Below are 18,610 nucleotides of genomic sequence, written 5' to 3'. Positions count from 1 at the left end.
GCGTGTCGACGTTGCCATCACACGTGCCGGCTCCGGAATCACGCGTCCCGAGGGCACCCTCACCGGCTGAACCGGTAGCCCCGCTCACCCGACCGGGAACTTGACCTCGGTCAGCTCCTCCGAAACCGCCCACAGCCGCCGCTGGACCGACGCGTCGTAGGACTGCGGGCTCGAGGCCACCACCTCGGGGCGCCCGCGGTAACCGCCCAGGCCCGCCGGGCCGTAGTACTGGCCACCGAGGGCGGCGGGGTCCGTTGCCGCGCGCAGGACCGGCAGCGCCCCGCGCTCCGAGCTCTGGGTGAACAACGGCGCCACCACCGGGAAAACCGCCCGCAGCACGGCCGGCGAATTCCGCATCAGCTCCGTGCGGGCCACGCCCGGGTGCGCCGCGATCGACGTCGTCGTGCCGTGCGGGGCCAGGCGGCGCTGCAGCTCGTAGGCGAACATCAGGTTCGCGAGCTTCGCCTGCCCGTAGGCCGCCACGCGGTCGTAGGAGTTCTCCCACTGGAGATCGTCGAAGCGGATCTTCGCGCGGACGCGGTGGGCAATGCTGGCGACCGTCACCACCCGGGACCCCTCGACCGGCAGCAGCAGGTCCAGCAGCAGGCCGGTCAGCGCGAAGTGCCCGAGGTGGTTCGTGCCGAACTGCAGCTCGAAGCCGTCCCGGGTGGTCTGGCGCGGCGGGTACATGACGCCGGCGTTGTTGATCAGCAGGTCGATCTTCGGCAGCGTGGCGTGCAGGTCGGCCGCGGCGGCCCGGACGGACTCCAGGGACGCCAGGTCCAGCTGTTGCACGGTGACATCGGCGTCCGCGCCGAGCCGGGCGGCCGCCTGCTTGCCCTTTTCGACGTCGCGGACGGCGAGCACCACCGTCGCGCCGCGCTCGGCCAGCACCTTCGCCGTGTCGAACCCGAGGCCGGTGTTGGCGCCGGTGATCACGGCCACGCGGCCGCGCTGGCTCGGGACCTCGCGCTCGGTCCAGTTGTCGCTCATGGCAGTCCTCCTGCGTCTCTTCTGCATCACAGCCCTTGCGGACCGTCGGTCTGTTATGTCATCGACGCTAAGGAACCGCCGGTCTGCTGTCAAGAGACTGCCGGTCTCCAATCTCGGCGCAGTGGCGTTACGCTGGTCTCATGACGTTCCAGCGGGCGCGCAGCGCGGAGCAGCGGGAGGAGCGGCGCCGCACGATCCTCGACACGGCGCTGAAGATGCTCGACGAGATGCCGGTGGCCGAGGTCAGCCTGAACGAGCTCAGCCGCCGGGTCGGCCTGGCCAAGTCGAACGTCCTGCGCTACTTCGAATCCCGCGAGGCCGTGCTGCTCGAACTGCTGGACCGCGCGCTGCGCGAGTGGCTGGCCGAAGTGGCAGGCGAAGTGGCCGACGGGGTCGACCCGAACCGCCCCGCACCCGAGCGGGCCGAGGCGTTCGCGGCGGTGGTGTCCCGGTCACTGGCCCGCCGCACGGTGCTGTGCGACCTCATCGGCGCACAGGCGGGCGTGCTGGAGCACAACGTGTCCACCGACGTGGTGGTGCGGTTCAAGCGCTCCGCCCTCGGCGGACTGGACACGATGGCCGAGCTGCTCCGCGGCGCCGTGCCCGAGGTCGGCGGCGAAGCGGCGCCGGTGTGTTTGCTGGCGATGATCCTGGCGGGCGGGCTGTGGACGCACTGCCGCCCGTCACCCAGCGCCCTCGCGGCGTACGAAGCGGACCCCGCACTGGCCGCGCTGCGCCTGGACCTGGCGCCGGCCCTGCAGCACGGACTGGCCCTGCTGATCACCGGAGCCATGGCCCGCACCGGCTGACGGTCAGATCCGTCCGGCCAGCTCCCGCGCCACCTCGACGGCGATCTCGCGCACCCGGATCGCCAGGGGCGATTCGGTGCGCCCGGCCGGCCGGTACAGGGACAGCTCCCGCTCCGGCGACGGCGTCAGCCGGTGGATGTCCAGCTCGGCGTCGGACCAGGCGTCCTGGCCGTGCAACGCCAGCCACGGCAGCACCGCCCAGCCGATGCCCGCCCGCACCATCGACAGGATCGTTTCGTGGCCCGTCGTGCGGAAGACGAACCGCGGCTGTGCGCCCGCCCGGGCGAGCGTGCGCTCCAGCCACCGCTGGTGGTGGGTGGGCGGCCAGCCGACCATCGGCACGTCGTCGAGCCGCTTGGCCCGCACCGGCCCCGACGGCAGCGCGCCCGCCCCCGTCACCAGCAGGTACGGCTCGTCGAACAGCTTCACGTGCTCGACGTCACCGTCGACCGGGCCGTCGTGGAACAGCAGGTCGAGCTCCCCGAGGCGCGGGTCCTCCGGCGGCACGTCGGACAGCCTGATGTCGCAGCCGGGGTGCTCGTCCAGCAGCCTGCGGATGACGGACGGCAGGACCAGGTTCGACACGCTCTGGAAGGTGCCGATGTCGATGCGGCCGTGCCCAGCCCGGAACCGGTCGACGGCGTCGGTCAGCGTCTCCGCCTTCGCCAGCAGCTCACGGCCGTGGGTCAGGACCACCTCGCCGAGCCGCGTGATCCGGACCGGCCTCGGGCCGCCGGGCCGGTCGAACACCGCACCGCCGACGGCCTTCTCCAGTGCGGCGATCTGCTGGCTCACCGAGGACTGCGTGTAGCCGAGCCGCGCGGCCGCCTGCCCGAACGTGCCCTCCTCGGCGATGGCGGCCATGGTCCGCAGGTGGCGCAGCTCGAAGTCACCCATGGCGAAAACATAGCCGATAGCGATCGACTTCATCGGAAATCATCGCTTTTCGTGATGTCTTTCCGGACCTAGCGTCATTCCCATGACCACCACCACCGCCACCCGGCAGGCGCTCCCCAAACTCGTCTGGGCCCTCGCGGCCACGCACTTCGTCGGCCGCGCCGGCGGCGTCGTGCGGTCGTTCCTGGTCCTGTACCTGACCCAGGCGCAGCACCTCTCCCCCGCGACCGCGGGCTCGGTGGTGGCGGCGGTCGGCCTGGGCGACATCGGTTCCCAGCTGCTCGGCGGCTGGCTCGGCGACCGGATCGGCCGGCGCAACACCATGCTGGCCGGGTTTCTCGGGGCCGCCGCGGCACTCACCGCGCTCGGCTCGGCGGACACGCTGCCCGGCATCTGGGCGGCCGCCGCCGGCGCCGGGCTGACGCTCGAGCTGTTCCGCCCGGCCGGGTCGGCCGCGGTGGCCGATCTGCCCGCGGAACAGCGGATCCGCGCGTTCGGGATGCTCTACTGGGCGGCCAACCTCGGGTTTTCGGTCGCCACGATCGCCGCGGGGATCCTCGCCAAGGACGGCTACGGCCTCCTGTTCTGGGTCAACGTGACGGCGTCGCTGGCCGCGGCGCTGATCGTCTGGTTCCAGGTGCCGGAAACCCGTCCGGCGGGGCCGGCGCGGACGCGGCGGGCGCTGCTGCCGGTCGTCCTGCGCGACCGGCTGATGCTCGCGCTGCTGGCGCTGCACGTCGGCTACTTCACGCTGTTCCTGCAGACGTTCACGACGTTGCCGCTGCTGATGGCGGCGCGCGGCCTCGGCCCGGCGGCCTACGGTGGGGTGCTGGCGCTGAACGGGATCGCCGTCGTGGCCCTCCAGCCGGTGGCGGTCCGGCTGCTCGCCGACCGCGGCGCCCCCACGGTGTCCGCCGTCTCGATGCTCTTGGCCGGGCTCGGCGCCGGGCTCGGCGCGGTGAGCCACGGCACCGCGGGTGTGGCCGGCTCGGTCCTGCTCTGGACGCTCGGCCAGATCGGGATCGCCGTCCGGTTCGGCGACACCTTCGCCGGCCTCGCCCCGGCCGGACTGCGCGGCGGGTACCTGGGCCTGGCTTCGACCACGTGGAGCGTCGGCGCGGTGCTCGGCCCGCTGGCCGGAACCGCGGTGCTCGAACTGGCCGGCCCGACCGCCCTCGGCGTGTCCTGCGCGCTCGGCGGGATCGCGCTGTTCACCGCCCAGCGGGCGCTCGGGCCCGCCCTGCGCCGCCGGAATCCCTGACCACGACAGTCCGATGAGTACTTGCGCGGTGATCCACGGCGGCGGCCGGGCGGGCTCCTGGAGAGCCACCGGCGGCTCAGAAGCCGGGGAACACCCGGCGCAGGTCGTCGAGCGTGACCTCGCCCTCGACGGTGACGTCCTTGTCGTACGGCGCCTTGAGGCGGCCGCTGAGGAGCCGGACGAACGCCTCCGCCGGCCCGGTGAAGGTCGCGGACGGCGCCTCGAGGTGGTCCACGACGGTGGCGGTGTCGTCGATCACCAGCCCGGCCCCGGGCACGGCGACCGACACCGGGTGCGCGAGCTCGGCCGGCTTCGCGAGGAAGTTCAGCATGAACCCGACCGGCCCGGTCAGGAGGTCGACCAGCACTTCGGCCGAGCCGGCGTCGACGCCGGCACCGGAGTCGAAGGCAACGCGCACGTCCCATGAGTGGTTGGCCACCTCGCTCAGCCGCATGCCGAGCGCGGTCACCAGCGGCACCGGCTCCGGCAGGAAGCCGAGGTCGACGGTCAGCGACGAACGCTGCTCGGGCGTGAGCGCCTCGACGGTTTCGAGCCAGCGGCCGTTGTGCTCCAGGAAACCTTCGGCCTGCGCACGCGGCGCGGACCCGTCCCAGCGGGCCCAGATCGTCCGGTTGTCTTCGGCGGCGACGGTCTCGCCGGTGGCTGTGGCGATCGGCGCGCGGCCGATCTCGGCGCCGCTGCCGAGGTGGGAAAGGACCTGGGCAACGGTCCACTCGGCGGCCCCGCTGGGCGCGGCCAGCTGCTCGTCGGTGAAGCCGCGGACGAGGGCGGCGAGGGTGTCGTGCTCGGAGCGGAGGGCGGTGATCGTGCGGTCCACGAGTTGGCTCATGCCCGTGGTCAACTCCCGGAGGCGCCCGGGTGTTCCGCCGATCGGCGCGGTGGACCCCGCGGCCGTCACCGTGGTAGAAGTAGAACCTGTTTCAGTTCTGCCCGCCATGGCCTGGAGGTGCGCGGATGAGCGTCCCGACGGTGACCGAGCTGCTGCTGGCCCGCGCCGCCGACGAACGTCCGGGCCTGCGGTTCGAGGACGAAACGTGGTCGTGGGCCGAGCACGTCCGGACGTCCGCGCGCTGGGCAGGCGGCCTGCGCGCGGCGCTGCGCCCGGACGATCCGCCCCACGTCGGCGTCCTGGCCGACAACGTGCCGGCGTTCTCCTTCCTCCTGGGTGCCTGCGCGTTCGCCGGGGCGGTGCTGGTCGGGCTGAACCCCACCCGGCGCGGGGCCGCCCTCGCCCGGGACGCCCGGCTCGCCGACTGCCAGTTCGTGCTCGCCGAACGGAAGTACCGGCCCCTGCTGGCGGGGCTGGACCTCGGCGGGATCGCCGTGCGCGACCTCGAATCCTGGGCGCCACCGGACGACCCGATCGAGCCGGTCCCCGCGGCCCCGGACGACCTGCTGATGCTGATCTTCACCTCCGGCACCAGCGGCGACCCGAAGGCCGTGCGCTGCACCCACGGCAAGATCGCCTTCCCCGGCGCCATGCTCGCCGAGCGCTTCGGGCTGTCCGCTTCGGACACCGTCTACGTCACGATGCCGATGTTCCACTCCAACGCGATCATGGCCGGCTGGGCCGTCGGGCTCGCGGCGGGTGCGGGCATCGCCCTGCGCCGCCGGTTCTCCGCTTCCGGCTTCCTGCCCGACGTGCGGAAGTTCGGGGCGACCTACGCCGGCTACGTCGGCAAGCCACTGTCCTATGTGGTCGCCACGCCGCCGCGCCCGGACGACGCGGACAACCCCCTGCGCCTCGTCTACGGGAACGAAGGCGCGAGCGCCGACCTGACCGCGTTCGAGAACCGCTTCGGCTGCAAGGTCGTCGACGCGTTCGGCTCCACCGAAGGCGGCGTCGGGTTCGCCCGCACCGACGACACCCCGCCCGGCTCGCTGGGCCGGCCGGCCGGTGACGTCGCGATCCTGCACCCGGACACCGGCCGCCCGTGTCCCCCGGCCGAGTTCGACGCCGCCGGCCGGCTGGTCAACGCCGCCGAGGCCGTCGGCGAACTGGTCAACACCGCGGGCGCCGGCTGGTTCGCCGGCTACTACCGGGACCCGCAGGCCGACGCGGAACGGCTGCGCGACGGCAGGTTCCACACCGGCGATCTCGCCTACGCCGACGCCGACGGCTTCTGCTACTTCGCCGGACGGCTCGGCGACTGGCTCCGCGTCGACGGCGAGAACCTCGGCACCGCCCCGATCGAGCGCATCCTGCTGCGGCATCCCGCGATCACCGAGGCCGCCGTCTACGCGGTGCCCGACCCGGTGACCGGGGACCAGGTGATGGCCGCGATCGTCACCGGCGGCACGCCCCTGGACCCCGCCGGCTTCGGCCGGTTCCTCGCCGCCCAGCCGGATCTCGGGCCCAAGCAGGTGCCCCGGTACGTGCGCCTGGCCGGGGAACTCCCGCGGACCTCGACGTTCAAGGTCCTCAAGCGGCAGCTTTCCGGCGAGGGCACGGACTGCGCCGACGTCGTCTGGGAACGCGCCGGGACGGACATCGCCTACGCCCTGCCGGACCCGGGGGCACGCCTGCACGGCACCAGGGCGTGACCCCGGGGCAGGGGCTCAGCAGGGACCGATGGAGGAAGCCTGGTCGTTCGGGTCCTTGCCGACGTAACCGAGCGCCGTGCCGGCGTTCATGAGCGTGGCGTCACGGCCGACGTAACCCTCGTGCCAGTACCAGCAGTACACCTGGCCGGTGTTGTTGACCCACGAGCTGAGCTGATCGGACCAGGTTCCGTTGTTGTTGTTGTGCTTGGAGCTGCGGCACCCCGCGCAGGCGAAGGCGCGGAGGTCCGGGTAGGCGTCGCCGGCCGGGATGACCAGGATGGTCCCCCCGAAGTCCTTGTGTTCGTAGAGGCAGACCGAGCCGGCCGGGCAGGAGGCGAGCGCGGCGGCGGGCAACGCGGCCGCAGCGGCGGGCTGGGCGGCGGCGACACCCGTGAGCGTCAGGAAAAAGGCTGCGCCGATGCCCGCGAGCGCGGCGGCACGGGATCGAAATCTCGACATCTGCGGTTACTCCCTCTCCGTGGGCGGCAAACGCAGGCGAGCGTAGCCACCGCCCCGGGGGAAAATCGTTGTCACCGCGCGCAAAACCGCGCCCCGTGCCGCGCACCGCGTTGGCACGGAGCGCAATCAGCTCCACGCGCCGGCCAGCAGGCGGGCGACGGCGGCGGTGAGGATGCGGATCCCCTTCGTCGAAGCGGGATCGACCCCGGTCACCTCCCGCACCCGGCGGAGGCGGTAGTCGAGGGTCCGGGGGTGGATGTGCAGCGCGACGGCGGCGGGCAGCCGGTTCATGTCGTTGCGGTAGTAGACGTCGAGCGTCCGCACCAGGTCCGGGCCGTTCGCGAGCTGCCGGGCGACATCGCGCAGCCACCGGTCCACCTCGGGTACCCGCACCACCCCGAGCTCGACGAAGACGTCCCCGATCCCCGGCAGCGCCCGGGGAATCCGCTGCACCGGCGCGACCTCGGCCACCTGGCGCGCCGTGGACACCGTCTCGGCCAGCCGCTCCGCCGGACCGGCCGCGACACCGACCCGGCAGGCCGCCGCCACCGCCCCGGCGAGGTCGCGCACCACGGGCAGCGCCTCGTCCGCGGGCGTCTCCCCGGCGGGACACGCGGGCAGCAGCGCCACGAGCTCGTCCGGCTGCGGCCAGGCGATCGGCACCGCGTGCAGCTTGAACACCGACTCGACGAGGTCGTCGGTGTCGTCGTCGCGACCGGGCGGGCGCCCGGGAAACCGCAGCACCACGGCGAGGTAGTGGTCGTGGAGGCAGACGCCGAGCTCGCGCGCGAGGCCGGGAGCCGAGGGGTCCCCGGCCAGCAGCAGGTCGACGAGGTCGTGCAGGCGCTTGCGGACCGAAAGCCGGAGCCGTTGCGCCGTCAGGTATCCCTCGAGGTAGCGGCCGCTGCCCCGGGCGCCCTGCTCGCCGAACCAGGCCGTGAGGTGCAGCAGCTCCGCCAGGTCGTCGCCGTCCGCCACGTCGTTGATCTCGCGCAGCATCAAGGTGGCGTGCAGGGCGAGGACGCGTTGCGCGGCGCCGGTGGAAAACCCGTCCTCGGCCCGCTTCCGGCCGATGTCGCCGATGAAGGACAGGTCATCGTCGGACAGCCCACGGCTTTCCGAAACCAGTTCGACCGTGTGTCGGCGGAACCACACCGCGTAGTCCAGCGTTTCCGCGCGGGACCGCGGGTCCTCGGCGCGGACCCGGTAGTCCGGCAGCTCGCGCTCGTAGGCTTCGAGCTCCGCCCGTGCGTTGGCGTCGGCCCGTTTCCGCAGTTCCGCCAGCAGGCTGCTCATCCCGGTCCGTCCTCCCCGTCGAAGCGCTGCGATCGGGCGCGGCCGAGGTCCGGCAACGGCGGCTCGACGCGCACGTTCCCCCGGGTCCCCGGTTCGTCCATCGGGTGCCGGTCCGGTTCCGTTACGCGGCCGGAACCGAGCCTGCGGTACGCGGTGGCCACCGCCTTGAGGAAAGCGATGTCGCTGTCCAGGTCACTGCCGCCGGGCACGGCCAGCGCGGCGGCCTGGCCCGGCGGCTCCGCGCCGTCCGCCACCGCGCGCAGCGCCGCGGCCAGCGTGACCGCTTCCACGTGCGCGTCAAGCTTCTGCCCCGACAACCCCGCGCCGAGCGCGGACTCCCTTGCCGCCGCGGCGATTCCGGGGTCCAGGTGGGCGAGCACGGCGAGCCGGCCGTCGCGGATCTCCACCACCCGGCGGTAGAGCCGCAGGCCGGTGTCGCGGAAGTCGAGCAGTTCCCGCAGCAGGGACCTCGGTGGCACGAAGGCGATCCGCGGGACGACCGTGTAGAACGCGAGCCAGAGCGGGCGCAGCCGCAGGTGGGTCAGGTAGCTGCTGACCGCGACCGGGGTGCGCCAGGCCGGCAGCACGATGCCGACGATCACGAGCAGGGCGGACAGGGCCGGCAGGTAGCGGTCCAGCGGGCCGGCGAGGGACCGGGGGTAGTCCAGACCGAAGCGCCGCGCCGCGAAGAACGCCGCTTTGTGCACGTGGTACAGCACCAAGGACAGCATTGCGACGGCGATCAGCTGCAGGCCCAGCCGGATCACGGTCTCGGTCGACCTCGCCGCGTACCAGGCCGCGAGCCGGGCCACGTCCAGCAGCGCCGGCACCAGCCCGGCGACGTACACGAGCCAGTACTCCAGCACCCCCGGCGTGCGCCCGTACCGGGCCGCGAACCGGATGTCGTTCACCCCCGTGCGGCTCATCAGGAAGAACAGGCACATCGCGGCGAAGGCGGTCACCGCCCAGATCGTGTGCGGCAGCAGCCGCCGCTTGGCCAGCTCCGGCCGGTTGATCCGCAGCAGAAAGTCCTGCCCGGCCACCGCGGCGACGAGGATGAAGCCGTGGTTGGCCAGCCTGGCGATGTTGGGGACGCCGGTGAACTCCCCCACCGCGCGGTACACCGAGGGTGCCTGCAGCACCAGTGACGACGCGATGCACAGCGAGACGACCCAGATCGCCACCTCGCCGGCCCGGCGCCGGTGCCTGCTCCGGGCGATCCGGACGACGACGGCGAGGCAGGCCAGCAGCGCCGGCCCGTAGCTGCGGAGCCAATCGGTGAAGGGGGCCATCGGCTCAGTCGAACGCGGCTCTGATCCGGCTGTTCATCGTGTCCGGGCCGACGAGTGCCGCCCGCTGCCGCACGACCGAAGCGAGCAGCTCGGCCTCGAGCTCCTCCGGGGCCTGGTAGGACGTGCGGGCCAGCATGCTGCGGATGATCTTGGCGTCGAGGTGCGGGATCAGCTCGCGGATCTGGCCGGCCGCGGTCAGGTCTTCGCAGTAGTGGCCGCACAGCAGGTGACTCAGCTCGTGCAGGATGATGTGTTCCTGGTGGGGCCACGAGGTCGCGACTTCGTGGAAGATCAGGTCCGCCGAATCGGTGGCCATCAGCAGGCCGTGCGCCTCGCCCATGCCGGTGATCGGCACGAGGTGGATCGGCCGTCCCCGGCGCTGGGCGACCTGACGGCACAGGTCGTGGACGTCGAAGGGATTCGTCAGCGGCAGTTCCGCCGCGATGGCTTCGCACCTGCGGCGCAGCCGCCGGAGGGTCCACACCGTCACACCTCCCCCAGGACGAAATGGTCCTGGCCCCCATAGTGCCCGAATCACGGCGCCCTGTGTGACCCGGCGGCACCCGTGTTCGTCAGTCGTCGTCGGGCAGTCCTTCGATTTCCCGCGCGCTCTCGACCAACTGGGTTATCGCGTTCAACGTCTTGGGCGAGAGCCCCGAAGCCCGCAACGCGATCTGCCGCACCGAGGCGTCGCGCAAGGCCGCGAGCAACGCCAGTTCGGCGTCGACCTGGGTGGCTGTCGACTCGTCGAAGAAATAGGCGGGGGGAACGCCGAAAAAGCGCGCGAGGGCTTCCAGGTGCCGCCGGGTCGGGTTGTCGCGCACGCCCTTGCGCAGCTGCCAGAGGTAGGTGGCCGAGATGGTCGCGCCGTCACTGCCGCGGATGGCCTCGGCGACTTCCTCGAAGCTGTACTCCTTGCCGCTGCGCGGCCGCACCGTGCGGAACAGGTGGTCGATCTTCGCGGCAAGGGTTCGTTCGCCACCCGGAGAAGACTGCGGCATCCATTCCTCCTCTTGCCCGCGCCAAGTCTAACTGATCCACCAGCTGACGTGGCGACGAGGACGCGGCATTGCTCCATCTCAGTTGACGCCCCTTCGCGCCTGAGTTTATGCTGCAGTCAGCGAACATGAACTCACGTGAACCACGGGCGATTCGCTACTGGGGAGTCCAGATGGGGACAGCAAGCGGGCAGCAGCTCACCGAAAGCAGCGTCCGGCGCGGGGAACCCGGCGTCGCACAACCACCACGGTCACCACTGCCACCGACCGCGATGACCAGGCGGACCAGTTTCAGCCTGCCACCGGACACGCCGATCCAGGAGTGGAGCCGGATCGGCCACCAGATCAACGCACTGTCCGAGTCGTCGTCGTGGTGGCTCGGCGACTGGTTGATCTACGGCCAGGACAAGTATCCCAACCTCTACAAGAAAGCCATCGAAGAAACGTCGCTCGATTACCAGACGCTGCGCAACTACGCCTGGGTCGCCCGGCAGTTCGCGGTGCACCGGAGACGGGCGACGGTGAGCTTCCAGCACCACGCCGAACTCGCCGCGCTCGCGCCCGCGGAACAGGACCAGTGGCTCGAACGGGCCGAACGGTTCGGCTGGTCGCGCAACGAGCTGCGCAACCGCGTCCGGGCCAGCCGCCGGCTCGGCTCCGGCGCACCCGAGACCGCCGATCCCCCGCTGCGGATCCAGATGACCGTGCCGCTGAGCCAGAAACAACGCTGGATGCGGGCGGCGGAATCGACCTCCGAAACCGATTTCGTGGCCTGGGTGGTCGCGGTGCTGGACGGCGCGGCGGAGTCCGCGGTCCCCACCGGCTCGCCCGGCTGACCCAACCCCACGCAACCGGGCCCGGAACCCACGCAACCGGGCCCGGATCCCGCGTGATTGGGCCCGGAACCGGCGTGATTGGGCCCGGAACCCACGTGATCGGGGCCGGAACTGGCGTGATTGGGGCCGGAACTCGTGAGTTCCGGCCCCAATCACGTGGAATACGGCTTCGATCACGCGAGATCCGGGCCGGATCACGCGGGTTCCGGGTTCGTCAGCGGGCCCAGGCGGCTTCGTCGACCGGGGACCGGTCCAGCAGCGGGGCCCACCACGGTTCGTGCTCGCGGTACCAGGAGATCGTGTCGCGCAGGCCCGGTCCGAAGCCGACCGTCGGCGCCCACCCGAGCTCGGTCCGCAGCTTCGTCGAGTCCAGGAGGTAGCGCCGGTCGTGGGCCGGCCGGTCCGGCACGATCGTCTTGATCGAGGCGTCCAGCCCGAGCTCGGCGATGATCAGGTCGGCGACCACCTCGATGTCGGCCTCGAACCCGCTGCCCACGTGGTAGGTCTCCCCCACCCGGCCCCGGTCGAGCACCGCCTCGATCGCCCGGCAGTGGTCGGTCACGTGCAGCCATTCGCGCCGGTTCTTCGTCGAGGCGTACAGCGGCAGTTCCCGGCCGCGCAGGGCACGCGTGACGAACAGCGGGATGACCTTCTCGGGGAACTGGTACGGCCCGTAGTTGTTGGCGCAGTTCGTGATCGTCACCGGGAGCCCGTAGGCCAGGTGGTACGCGCGCACCGCGTGGTCCGCGCCCGCTTTCGAGGCGTTGTACGGCGTCCGCGGCCGGTACGGCGATTCCTCGGTGAACGCGGCCGTTTCGTCGAGTGCCATGTCCCCGTACACCTCGCAGGTGGAGACGTGGTGGAACCGGGCGACCCCGGTCCTGCGGCACGCTTCCAGCAGCTGCTGAGTGCCGATCACGTTGGTGGCGAAGAACTCGCTCGGCCGCAGGATCGCCAGGCTGTTGTGCGACTCGGCGGCGAAGTTGACCACGACGTCGACCCCGTGCGCGCGCAGCACGTGCTCGACGAGCTGCCCGTTCCGGATGTCGCCGTGCACGAACGGGACGTCCGCCACGTCGGCGAGGCTCTCCCGGGTGCCGGCGTAGGTCAGGGCGTCGAAGGCGACGACGGTGTCGCCGGGATGGCCGGCGCGCCAGTGGCGCACGAAGTTCGATCCGATGAACCCGGCGGCGCCGGTGACCAGGATGGTGGACATGTTCTCCTCACGAATGCCGGTGGTCGCGGTCAGGAGTCCAGGACGCCCGCCGGCTGCTTTTCCAGGGCCAGGCACGCCTGGTAGTCCGGCAGGATCCCGGCGTTCATCGCCTCCGCCAGGGTGGGCGCGGTCCGGTCGCGTTCGGACATGACCAGCGGCCCGGCCGGGATCGGCAGGCCGAGCTCCGCGTCGAGCACCGCCAGCCCCAGCTCCTGTTCCGGGGCGTAGCTTTCCGAGAGCAGGTAGGTCATCAGGCTGTCGTCTTCCAGCGCGAAGAACGCGTGCCCCACCCCGACCGGCAGGTAGACCGACCGGCAATCCGCCGGCCCCAGCACGACCGAGTCCCAGCGGCGGAACGTCGGCGAACCGACCCTCAGGTCGACCACGAAGTCGACGATGGCGCCTTTCGGGCAGTACACGTACTTCGCGCAGCCGGGCGGGGTCCTGGTGAAGTGGACACCCCGGATCACCCCTCGCCGCGAGCAGCTGTAGCTGGTCTGGGCGACCGCGGCGAGCGGCTTGCCGACCGCTTCGACGAAGGCCGGCCGCTGGTAGGGCGAGACGAAGAAGCCCCGGTCGTCGGGGTACTTCCGCGCGGTGAACTCGATTGCGCCGTCCACGGCCAGTTCACGCGACCACATGGCATTCCTCCCTGGCGAGCCTCAGTGCGGCAGGCTGCGCAGGCAAGCGAGCAGGCTGCGCGCCTCGATGTTGACGTAGTGGCCGTGCCGCAGCAGTTCGGTGAGCTGCCAGCCGGCCACCCAGCAGTGGTCCACCGGGGGTTCGGTGACGAAGTCCTCGTCGACCTCGACGACGCGGTACCGCGTGAGGGCGTGGAGGAACCGGCCGCCTTCCTCGGACAGGACCGTGGAAAAACGGGTCCGGCCCAGCCGCCCGCGGGCCACGTCCCGGATGCGGGGGTCCGCGATCCCGGAGACGTCTTCACCCGGCGACAGCTGGATGGTGGGCCCGATCTCCACCAGGTCGAGCAGGCCGAGCTCCGGCCGCGCCTGCACGAGCAGGTGCCGCACCCCGCCGATCAGCTTCGTGACGAACACGGCGAGCCCCTGCCCGCGCGGCTCCAGCAGCGGCTGCGTCCACCGGGTCACCTCCCGGTTCCCCGCGGTCACCCGCACGCCGGTGATCCGGAACTGCCGCCGCCGGTCGTCGACGATCTCGCCGCCGTCGACGCCCCAGCCGCCGACCTCCGCCAGCGGGATCAGCCGGGCGTGCCAGTCGCACCGGGTCTTCGCCTCGGTGAACCAGCTGAGGACGTCCGCGACTGCGTGCCGGGCCGTCCCCGGCTCGGCGTCGGGGCCGTCCGGGGGCAGGCAGGCCAGCACCGTGCGGGCGTCCATGTTGACCAGGTTGTCGACCCGCAGCAGCCGGTGCACCAGCGGCAGCGGCAGCCACCGGAAGTCCGGCGCGGGCGGCACGTCGCCGTCGACCTTGACGACCAGGTTGCGGTTGCGCTTGCGCCAGAACCAGGCGCCCTGCTCGGACTGCAGCACGTCGACCAGGACCTCGCCGCGGGCGAGGCCGTTGAAGTACTCCAGGTACCGGGTCTGCGCGCCGCGGTGCACCTGGGTGTAGTTGCTCCGGGTCGCCTGCACGGTGGGCGACAGCTGGAGCACGTTCACGTTCCCCGGCTCCATCTTCGCCTGCATCAAGCAGTGCAGGACGCCGTCGATCTCCTTGACCAGGATGCCGAGCACGCCGATCTCGGGCTGGTGGATGACCGGCTGCGACCGCTCGACGACCCCGCCGTGCCGGACCTGCAGCCCCTCGACGGTGAAGAACCGGCCGCTCTCGTGCCCGAGGTTGCCGGTCGCCGGGTCGAACCGCCACGCGTCCAGCTCGGTGAGCGGGATCCGGTCCACCTCGAACCGGCCGGCCTCGTGCCGCTCCGTCCACCACCGGTCGAAATCGTCGATTGTGGACAGGACGCCGTCCGTCACCGGGGTTCGCCGGGACACCTCGGTCGTCACAGCTGCGCCAGGACGTCGAGCAGCACGGCGACGAACTTGTCCTGGTCCTCGGGCGTGAAGGACGGGTACATCGGCAGCGAGAAGATCTCGCCGGCCAGTTTCTCCGTCACCGGCAAAGAGCCCTTCGCGTAGCCGAGGTGGGCGAAGCCCCGCTGGGTGTGCACCGGCCAGGGGTAGCTGACGTTGAGGGCCACGTCGTGCTCCTTCAGCGTGGCCAGCACGGCGTCGCGCTTCGGGTGCCGCACGACGTAGACGTAGTACACGTGCTCGTTGCCCTCGGCGACCGCGGGCAGCACCAGGCCGCTGCCCGCGAGCGCCTCGGCGTACCGGGCCGCGATCTCCCGCCGCCGGGCGAGGTAGCCGTCCAGCCGCTTCAGCTTCCGACGCAGGATCTCCGCCTGCACCTCGTCGAGCCTGCTGTTGTACGCGGGCGTCCGCACGACGTGGTAGACGTCTTCCATGCCGTAGTACCGCAGTCTCCGCAGGTCGGCGTCGACCTGCGGGTCGGCGGTGACGACGGCCCCGCCGTCCCCGTAGGCACCGAGCACCTTCGTCGGGTAGAACGAGAACGCGGCCGCCTTGCCCATCGCGCCGGCGAGCCGCCCGTGGTGCCGGGCGCCGTGGGCCTGTGCGCAGTCTTCGAGGATCGGCAGCCCGTGCCGGGCCGCGATCGCCTCCAGCGGGGCCATCTCGACGCACTGGCCGTACAGGTGCACCGGCAGCAGGCACTTCGTGCGCTCGGTGACGGCCGCCTCCACCCGGGAGACGTCCATCAGGTAGTCCTCTTCGCGGACGTCGACGAACACCGGGGTCGCCCCCACCGCGTCGATCGCGACCACGGTCGGCGCGGCGGTGTTCGACACCGTGATCACCTCGTCGCCCGCGCCCACGCCGAGGGCGCGCAGGGCGAGGACGAGCGCGTTGGTGCCGTTGTCGACCCCCACCCCGTGCGCCACGCCGTGGTAGCCGGCGAACTCGCGCTCGAACGCCTCGACGCTCGGGCCGAGCACGAGCCGGCCCGACCGGAAGACCGAGTCGACCGCGTCGAGGAGGTCGTCGCGCTCGTCTTCGTACTCCCGGACATATCCCCACACGTATTGCGTCATGGTCGCGCCCCACCTCCACGGTGCGTCGTCTTCGGGTTTTCGGTCGTCCGGGTGCGGTTCCGGTCAGGCAATGTGCACCTCGGGCACGTAGTGGATCCACTTCCCGCCGGCTTCGCGGAACTGCTGCTCCTTCGCCGTGATTTCCTCGGCGTGGTTCCACGCGAGCAGGAGCGCGTAGTCCGGGTACGGGTCGGCGAACTCCGACGGCGGCCGGACGGGGATGTGCGAGCCCGGCGTCAGCCTGCCCTGCTTGGTCGGGCTGGTGTCGCTGACGAAGGCGAGCAGGTCGGGGCCGATCCCGCAGTGGTTCAGCACCGTGGCGCTCTTCGCCGTGGCGCCGTAGCCGACGACGCGCTTGCCCTCGTCGCGCAGCTTTTCCAGCAGCCCGACCAGGTCGGCGCAGTTCTGCCGGACGCGGTCGCCGAACCGCCGGAGCGTCTCGAAGTCCGCCAGTTCCCGCGCCTCTTCCTCGGCCCGCAGCCGGGCCACGGCGGGAGCCGGGGTCCGCGCGCCGGGCAGCGCGAGGGTGTAGCGCACTTCGCCGCCGTGCACCGGCAGGCGTTCGGCGTCGACCAGCTCCAGCCCGTGGTGCTCGGCCATCGCCTGCACCGACCGCACGGTGAAGAAGAAGAAATGCTCGTCGTAGATCTGGTCGAACGAGGTGCGCTCGACGATGTCGGCGAAGTACGGGTCCTCGAACACGAACACCCCGTGCGGCGCGAGCAGCGTGGCGACCCCGCGCAGGATCGACGCCATGTACGGGATGTGGCACAGGGTGTTCGCCGCGTAGATCACGTCCGCGCGGCCCTCGGTGGCGACGATGTCCTCGGCCGTCGACTCCTCGAAGAAGGCGTTGCGGACGTTGATCCCCTTCGCCGCGGCCAGCTTGGCCACGCCGCCGGACGGCTCGACGCCGAGGTGGCGGATCCCGGCGTCGGCCAGCGCCTTCAGCATGACGCCGTCGTTGCAGCCGAGCTCGACCACGAACGGGTCCGCTCCGGTGAGCTCGGTGGTGCGGAAGCGCTCGGCCAGCTTGCCGAAGTGCTCGCGCATGAACGTCGAACCGGAGGACAGGTACGGGTAATCCTCGTGGAACATCTTGTCCCGCGGCACCTCCGCCATGAGCTGCACCATCGAGCACGACTCGCAGATCCCGGTCGCGAGCCGGAAGAAGAACTCCTCGCCGGGCCGGGCGGGATCGACGAACGCGTCGGACAGCGGCTGGCGCCCGAAGTCGAAAAACTCGTGGACGGTGCCGTCGCAGATACGGCACTGGGACGTGGCCGGCATTTCGTTCTCCTTGCCCTCGAACCCGGACTGTGCGGAAGACCACCGATTCTTCGGCAATACTCCACGAAGTTCACCCCGGTTTCAACAAGCCGCAATTTCCATTCGCGGTGCCGGTCTTCGTCGATTGTCCGCGACTCGGCGACGGTGCTACCTTCGCCGTAAATCACCTGCGTTGCCGGCGGCGCACTGTCCCGCCGGCGGGACGCACCCGCAGCCGGATCGGCAACCAGAAAGGGGTGGCGAGCTGTGTTGTTGCAGAAGGACGATGTGACGAGGACGCTCATCGAGACGGCCAGGATGATTTACGAAGAGCAGGCCGACGACGGAAAGGCCCCGGCCTCGATCCGGGATCTCGACTCTTTCAACCTGGTCCAGATCGTGCTGGAACTGGAGAACATCTACAACGTCAAGCTGTTCGAGGACCTGCAGCCGTACCGGTCCGGCGAAGGCTACCGCAACGGCGATTTCGAGGAATTCGCCGAAATCATCGTCACCATCGCGGCGAAACAGAACACCGGCGCGACCGCGGCGGAAAGCCGAAGGAGCGGGCCGTGACGGACGGTGACTCGAGGCCGCTGGTGGTCGTGCTCGGCGCCTCCGGCCTGCTCGGGACGGCGGTGACCCGGGAACTGGCCGCACGGCCGGTGCGGCTGCGGCTCGTCTCGAGGCGGCCGGCCACGGTGCCGCCCGGCCCGGTGGCCGAGGTCGAGGTGCGGACCGCCGACCTCACCGCCCCCGGCGAGCTGGCCCGGGCCGTCGACGGCGCGGACGCGGTGGTGCACCTGGTCGCCTTCATCACCGGCGCCCGGACCTGGCGGGCGGCCGACGAGGACGAGGCCGCGGAGCGGGTGAACGCGGGCCTCGTGCGCGACCTCCTCGGTGTGTTCCGGCGGCACCGCCCCGCACCGCCGCCGGTGGTGGTCTTCGCCGGCTCGACCTCGCAGGTCGGCACCGGCGGGTCCGGCCTGCTGGACGGCACCGAGCGGGACGCACCGCAGACCACCTACGACCACCACAAGGTCGCCGCCGAGCTCGCGCTCGAGGCCGCGACCGCCGCGGGCGTCGTGCGCGCCACCACCCTCCGGCTGCCCACGCTGGTGAGCCGGGGCACCGACGACCCCGCCCTCGACCGCGGGGTGGCGGCCGCCATGGTGCGGCGCGCGCTGGCCGGCGAACCGCTGACGCTCTGGTTCGGCGGAACGGCCCGGCGCGACCTCGTCTGCGTCGACGACGCCGCGCGCGCGTTCGTGGCGGCGCTGGAGCACGCGGACCGGCTCGCCGGGCGGCACTGGCTCCTCGGCAGCGGCACCGGGACCAGCATCGCCGAGCTGTTCGCGCTCATCGCGCGGGTGACCGCCGAGCAGACCGGAAAACCGCCGGTGGAGGTCGTGCCGGTCGGCGATCCCGGCGGCGCGGTTCCGACCGACGCGGTGGACTTCGTCGCCGATCCCGGTCCGTTCCACGAGATCACCGGCTGGTCCGCCCGCGTCCCGCTGCGCGCGGCGTTGGCGGGCCTGGCCGCCGCACTCAGCCGCGATCCCGTCGCGCCACCGCGCTGAGCGGTGCGCACCGGCGGTTCCGAGCCCGGCCCGCCCGGGTCGTCC

The 18,610-nt window shown here is 71.7% G+C and carries 19 protein-coding genes; 6 read left to right on the top strand and 13 right to left on the bottom strand.

The window, feature by feature from the left end:
• Nucleotides 1-84: 84 nt before the first annotated feature.
• Nucleotides 85-993 carry an SDR family NAD(P)-dependent oxidoreductase gene (locus ACWEGE_RS07680; protein WP_449659639.1) on the bottom strand — a complete coding sequence of 303 codons (909 nt, stop codon included), beginning with the start codon at nt 991-993 and terminating at the stop codon, nt 85-87.
• Between the two features lie 140 nt (nt 994-1,133).
• Between ACWEGE_RS07680 and ACWEGE_RS07675 the strand changes: the two genes are divergently transcribed.
• Nucleotides 1,134-1,802, top strand: coding sequence for a TetR family transcriptional regulator (locus tag ACWEGE_RS07675; RefSeq protein WP_449659638.1), 669 nt, complete (start codon nt 1,134-1,136; stop codon nt 1,800-1,802).
• Between the two features lie 3 nt (nt 1,803-1,805).
• Here ACWEGE_RS07675 and ACWEGE_RS07670 read toward each other — a convergent pair whose 3' ends face one another.
• Nucleotides 1,806-2,732: a LysR family transcriptional regulator gene (locus ACWEGE_RS07670; protein ID WP_449659637.1), complete on the bottom strand. Its 927-nt coding sequence runs from the start codon at nt 2,730-2,732 to the stop codon at nt 1,806-1,808.
• Nucleotides 2,733-2,781: 49 nt separating this feature from the next.
• Between ACWEGE_RS07670 and ACWEGE_RS07665 the strand changes: the two genes are divergently transcribed.
• On the top strand, nt 2,782-3,960 hold the full coding sequence (locus tag ACWEGE_RS07665; RefSeq protein WP_449659636.1) for an MFS transporter: 1,179 nt from the start codon (nt 2,782-2,784) through the stop codon (nt 3,958-3,960).
• A 76-nt stretch (nt 3,961-4,036) separates the two neighbouring features.
• On the opposite strand, the gene ACWEGE_RS07660 is transcribed toward ACWEGE_RS07665, so the two are convergent.
• Nucleotides 4,037-4,810 carry a maleylpyruvate isomerase family mycothiol-dependent enzyme gene (locus tag ACWEGE_RS07660; protein ID WP_449659635.1) on the bottom strand — a complete coding sequence of 258 codons (774 nt, stop codon included), beginning with the start codon at nt 4,808-4,810 and terminating at the stop codon, nt 4,037-4,039.
• 125 nt (nt 4,811-4,935) lie between these two features.
• Between ACWEGE_RS07660 and ACWEGE_RS07655 the strand changes: the two genes are divergently transcribed.
• On the top strand, nt 4,936-6,525 hold the full coding sequence (locus ACWEGE_RS07655; protein ID WP_449659634.1) for a long-chain-fatty-acid--CoA ligase: 1,590 nt from the start codon (nt 4,936-4,938) through the stop codon (nt 6,523-6,525).
• Between the two features lie 15 nt (nt 6,526-6,540).
• On the opposite strand, the gene ACWEGE_RS07650 is transcribed toward ACWEGE_RS07655, so the two are convergent.
• From ACWEGE_RS07650 to ACWEGE_RS07630, 5 genes are all read right to left on the bottom strand, one after another.
• A complete protein-coding gene (locus ACWEGE_RS07650; RefSeq protein ID WP_449659633.1) occupies nt 6,541-6,984 on the bottom strand; it encodes a peptidase inhibitor family I36 protein in 444 nt (147 codons plus the stop codon).
• A gap of 126 nt (nt 6,985-7,110) precedes the next feature.
• Entirely contained in the window at nt 7,111-8,280 is a 1,170-nt protein-coding gene (locus ACWEGE_RS07645; RefSeq protein ID WP_449659632.1) for a PucR family transcriptional regulator, read from the bottom strand.
• A complete protein-coding gene (locus ACWEGE_RS07640; protein ID WP_449659631.1) occupies nt 8,277-9,572 on the bottom strand; it encodes an MAB_1171c family putative transporter in 1,296 nt (431 codons plus the stop codon). Before ACWEGE_RS07640 ends, ACWEGE_RS07645 begins: the two co-directional genes overlap by 4 nt.
• 4 nt (nt 9,573-9,576) lie before the next feature.
• Nucleotides 9,577-10,056 (bottom strand): hypothetical protein, encoded by a 480-nt coding sequence (locus ACWEGE_RS07635; RefSeq protein WP_449659630.1) that lies wholly within the window; start codon nt 10,054-10,056, stop codon nt 9,577-9,579.
• An 88-nt stretch (nt 10,057-10,144) separates the two neighbouring features.
• Nucleotides 10,145-10,573, bottom strand: a complete 429-nt coding sequence (locus tag ACWEGE_RS07630) for a helix-turn-helix domain-containing protein (RefSeq protein WP_449659629.1) — start codon at nt 10,571-10,573, stop codon at nt 10,145-10,147.
• A 170-nt stretch (nt 10,574-10,743) separates the two neighbouring features.
• Between ACWEGE_RS07630 and ACWEGE_RS07625 the strand changes: the two genes are divergently transcribed.
• Nucleotides 10,744-11,406 (top strand): LmbU family transcriptional regulator, encoded by a 663-nt coding sequence (locus tag ACWEGE_RS07625; RefSeq protein ID WP_449659628.1) that lies wholly within the window; start codon nt 10,744-10,746, stop codon nt 11,404-11,406.
• Between the two features lie 214 nt (nt 11,407-11,620).
• On the opposite strand, the gene rfbB is transcribed toward ACWEGE_RS07625, so the two are convergent.
• From rfbB to ACWEGE_RS07600, 5 genes are all read right to left on the bottom strand, one after another.
• Nucleotides 11,621-12,622 (bottom strand): dTDP-glucose 4,6-dehydratase, encoded by a 1,002-nt coding sequence (rfbB, locus tag ACWEGE_RS07620; protein ID WP_449659627.1) that lies wholly within the window; start codon nt 12,620-12,622, stop codon nt 11,621-11,623.
• 29 nt (nt 12,623-12,651) lie between these two features.
• Complete coding sequence (locus ACWEGE_RS07615; protein ID WP_449659626.1) at nt 12,652-13,263, bottom strand: dTDP-4-dehydrorhamnose 3,5-epimerase family protein; 612 nt, start codon at nt 13,261-13,263, stop codon at nt 12,652-12,654.
• A 21-nt stretch (nt 13,264-13,284) separates the two neighbouring features.
• Nucleotides 13,285-14,610, bottom strand: coding sequence for an NDP-hexose 2,3-dehydratase family protein (locus ACWEGE_RS07610; protein ID WP_449659625.1), 1,326 nt, complete (start codon nt 14,608-14,610; stop codon nt 13,285-13,287).
• Nucleotides 14,607-15,716 carry a DegT/DnrJ/EryC1/StrS family aminotransferase gene (locus ACWEGE_RS07605; RefSeq protein WP_449659624.1) on the bottom strand — a complete coding sequence of 370 codons (1,110 nt, stop codon included), beginning with the start codon at nt 15,714-15,716 and terminating at the stop codon, nt 14,607-14,609. Before ACWEGE_RS07605 ends, ACWEGE_RS07610 begins: the two co-directional genes overlap by 4 nt.
• A 63-nt stretch (nt 15,717-15,779) precedes the next feature.
• A complete protein-coding gene (locus tag ACWEGE_RS07600; RefSeq protein WP_449659623.1) occupies nt 15,780-17,006 on the bottom strand; it encodes a methyltransferase domain-containing protein in 1,227 nt (408 codons plus the stop codon).
• A gap of 246 nt (nt 17,007-17,252) precedes the next feature.
• On the opposite strand from ACWEGE_RS07600, the gene ACWEGE_RS07595 reads away from it, so the two are divergent.
• Nucleotides 17,253-17,561: a hypothetical protein gene (locus ACWEGE_RS07595; RefSeq protein ID WP_449659622.1), complete on the top strand. Its 309-nt coding sequence runs from the start codon at nt 17,253-17,255 to the stop codon at nt 17,559-17,561.
• The gene (locus ACWEGE_RS07590) at nt 17,558-18,565 is read left to right on the top strand and encodes an NAD-dependent epimerase/dehydratase family protein (RefSeq protein ID WP_449659621.1); all 1,008 of its coding nucleotides are present in this window, start codon (nt 17,558-17,560) and stop codon (nt 18,563-18,565) included. Before ACWEGE_RS07595 ends, ACWEGE_RS07590 begins: the two co-directional genes overlap by 4 nt.
• The last annotated feature ends 45 nt before the right edge of the window (nt 18,566-18,610 follow it).

Source organism: Amycolatopsis sp. NPDC004747 (genome assembly GCF_053601335.1).
This window is presented reverse-complemented; position numbering and strand designations above follow the sequence as displayed.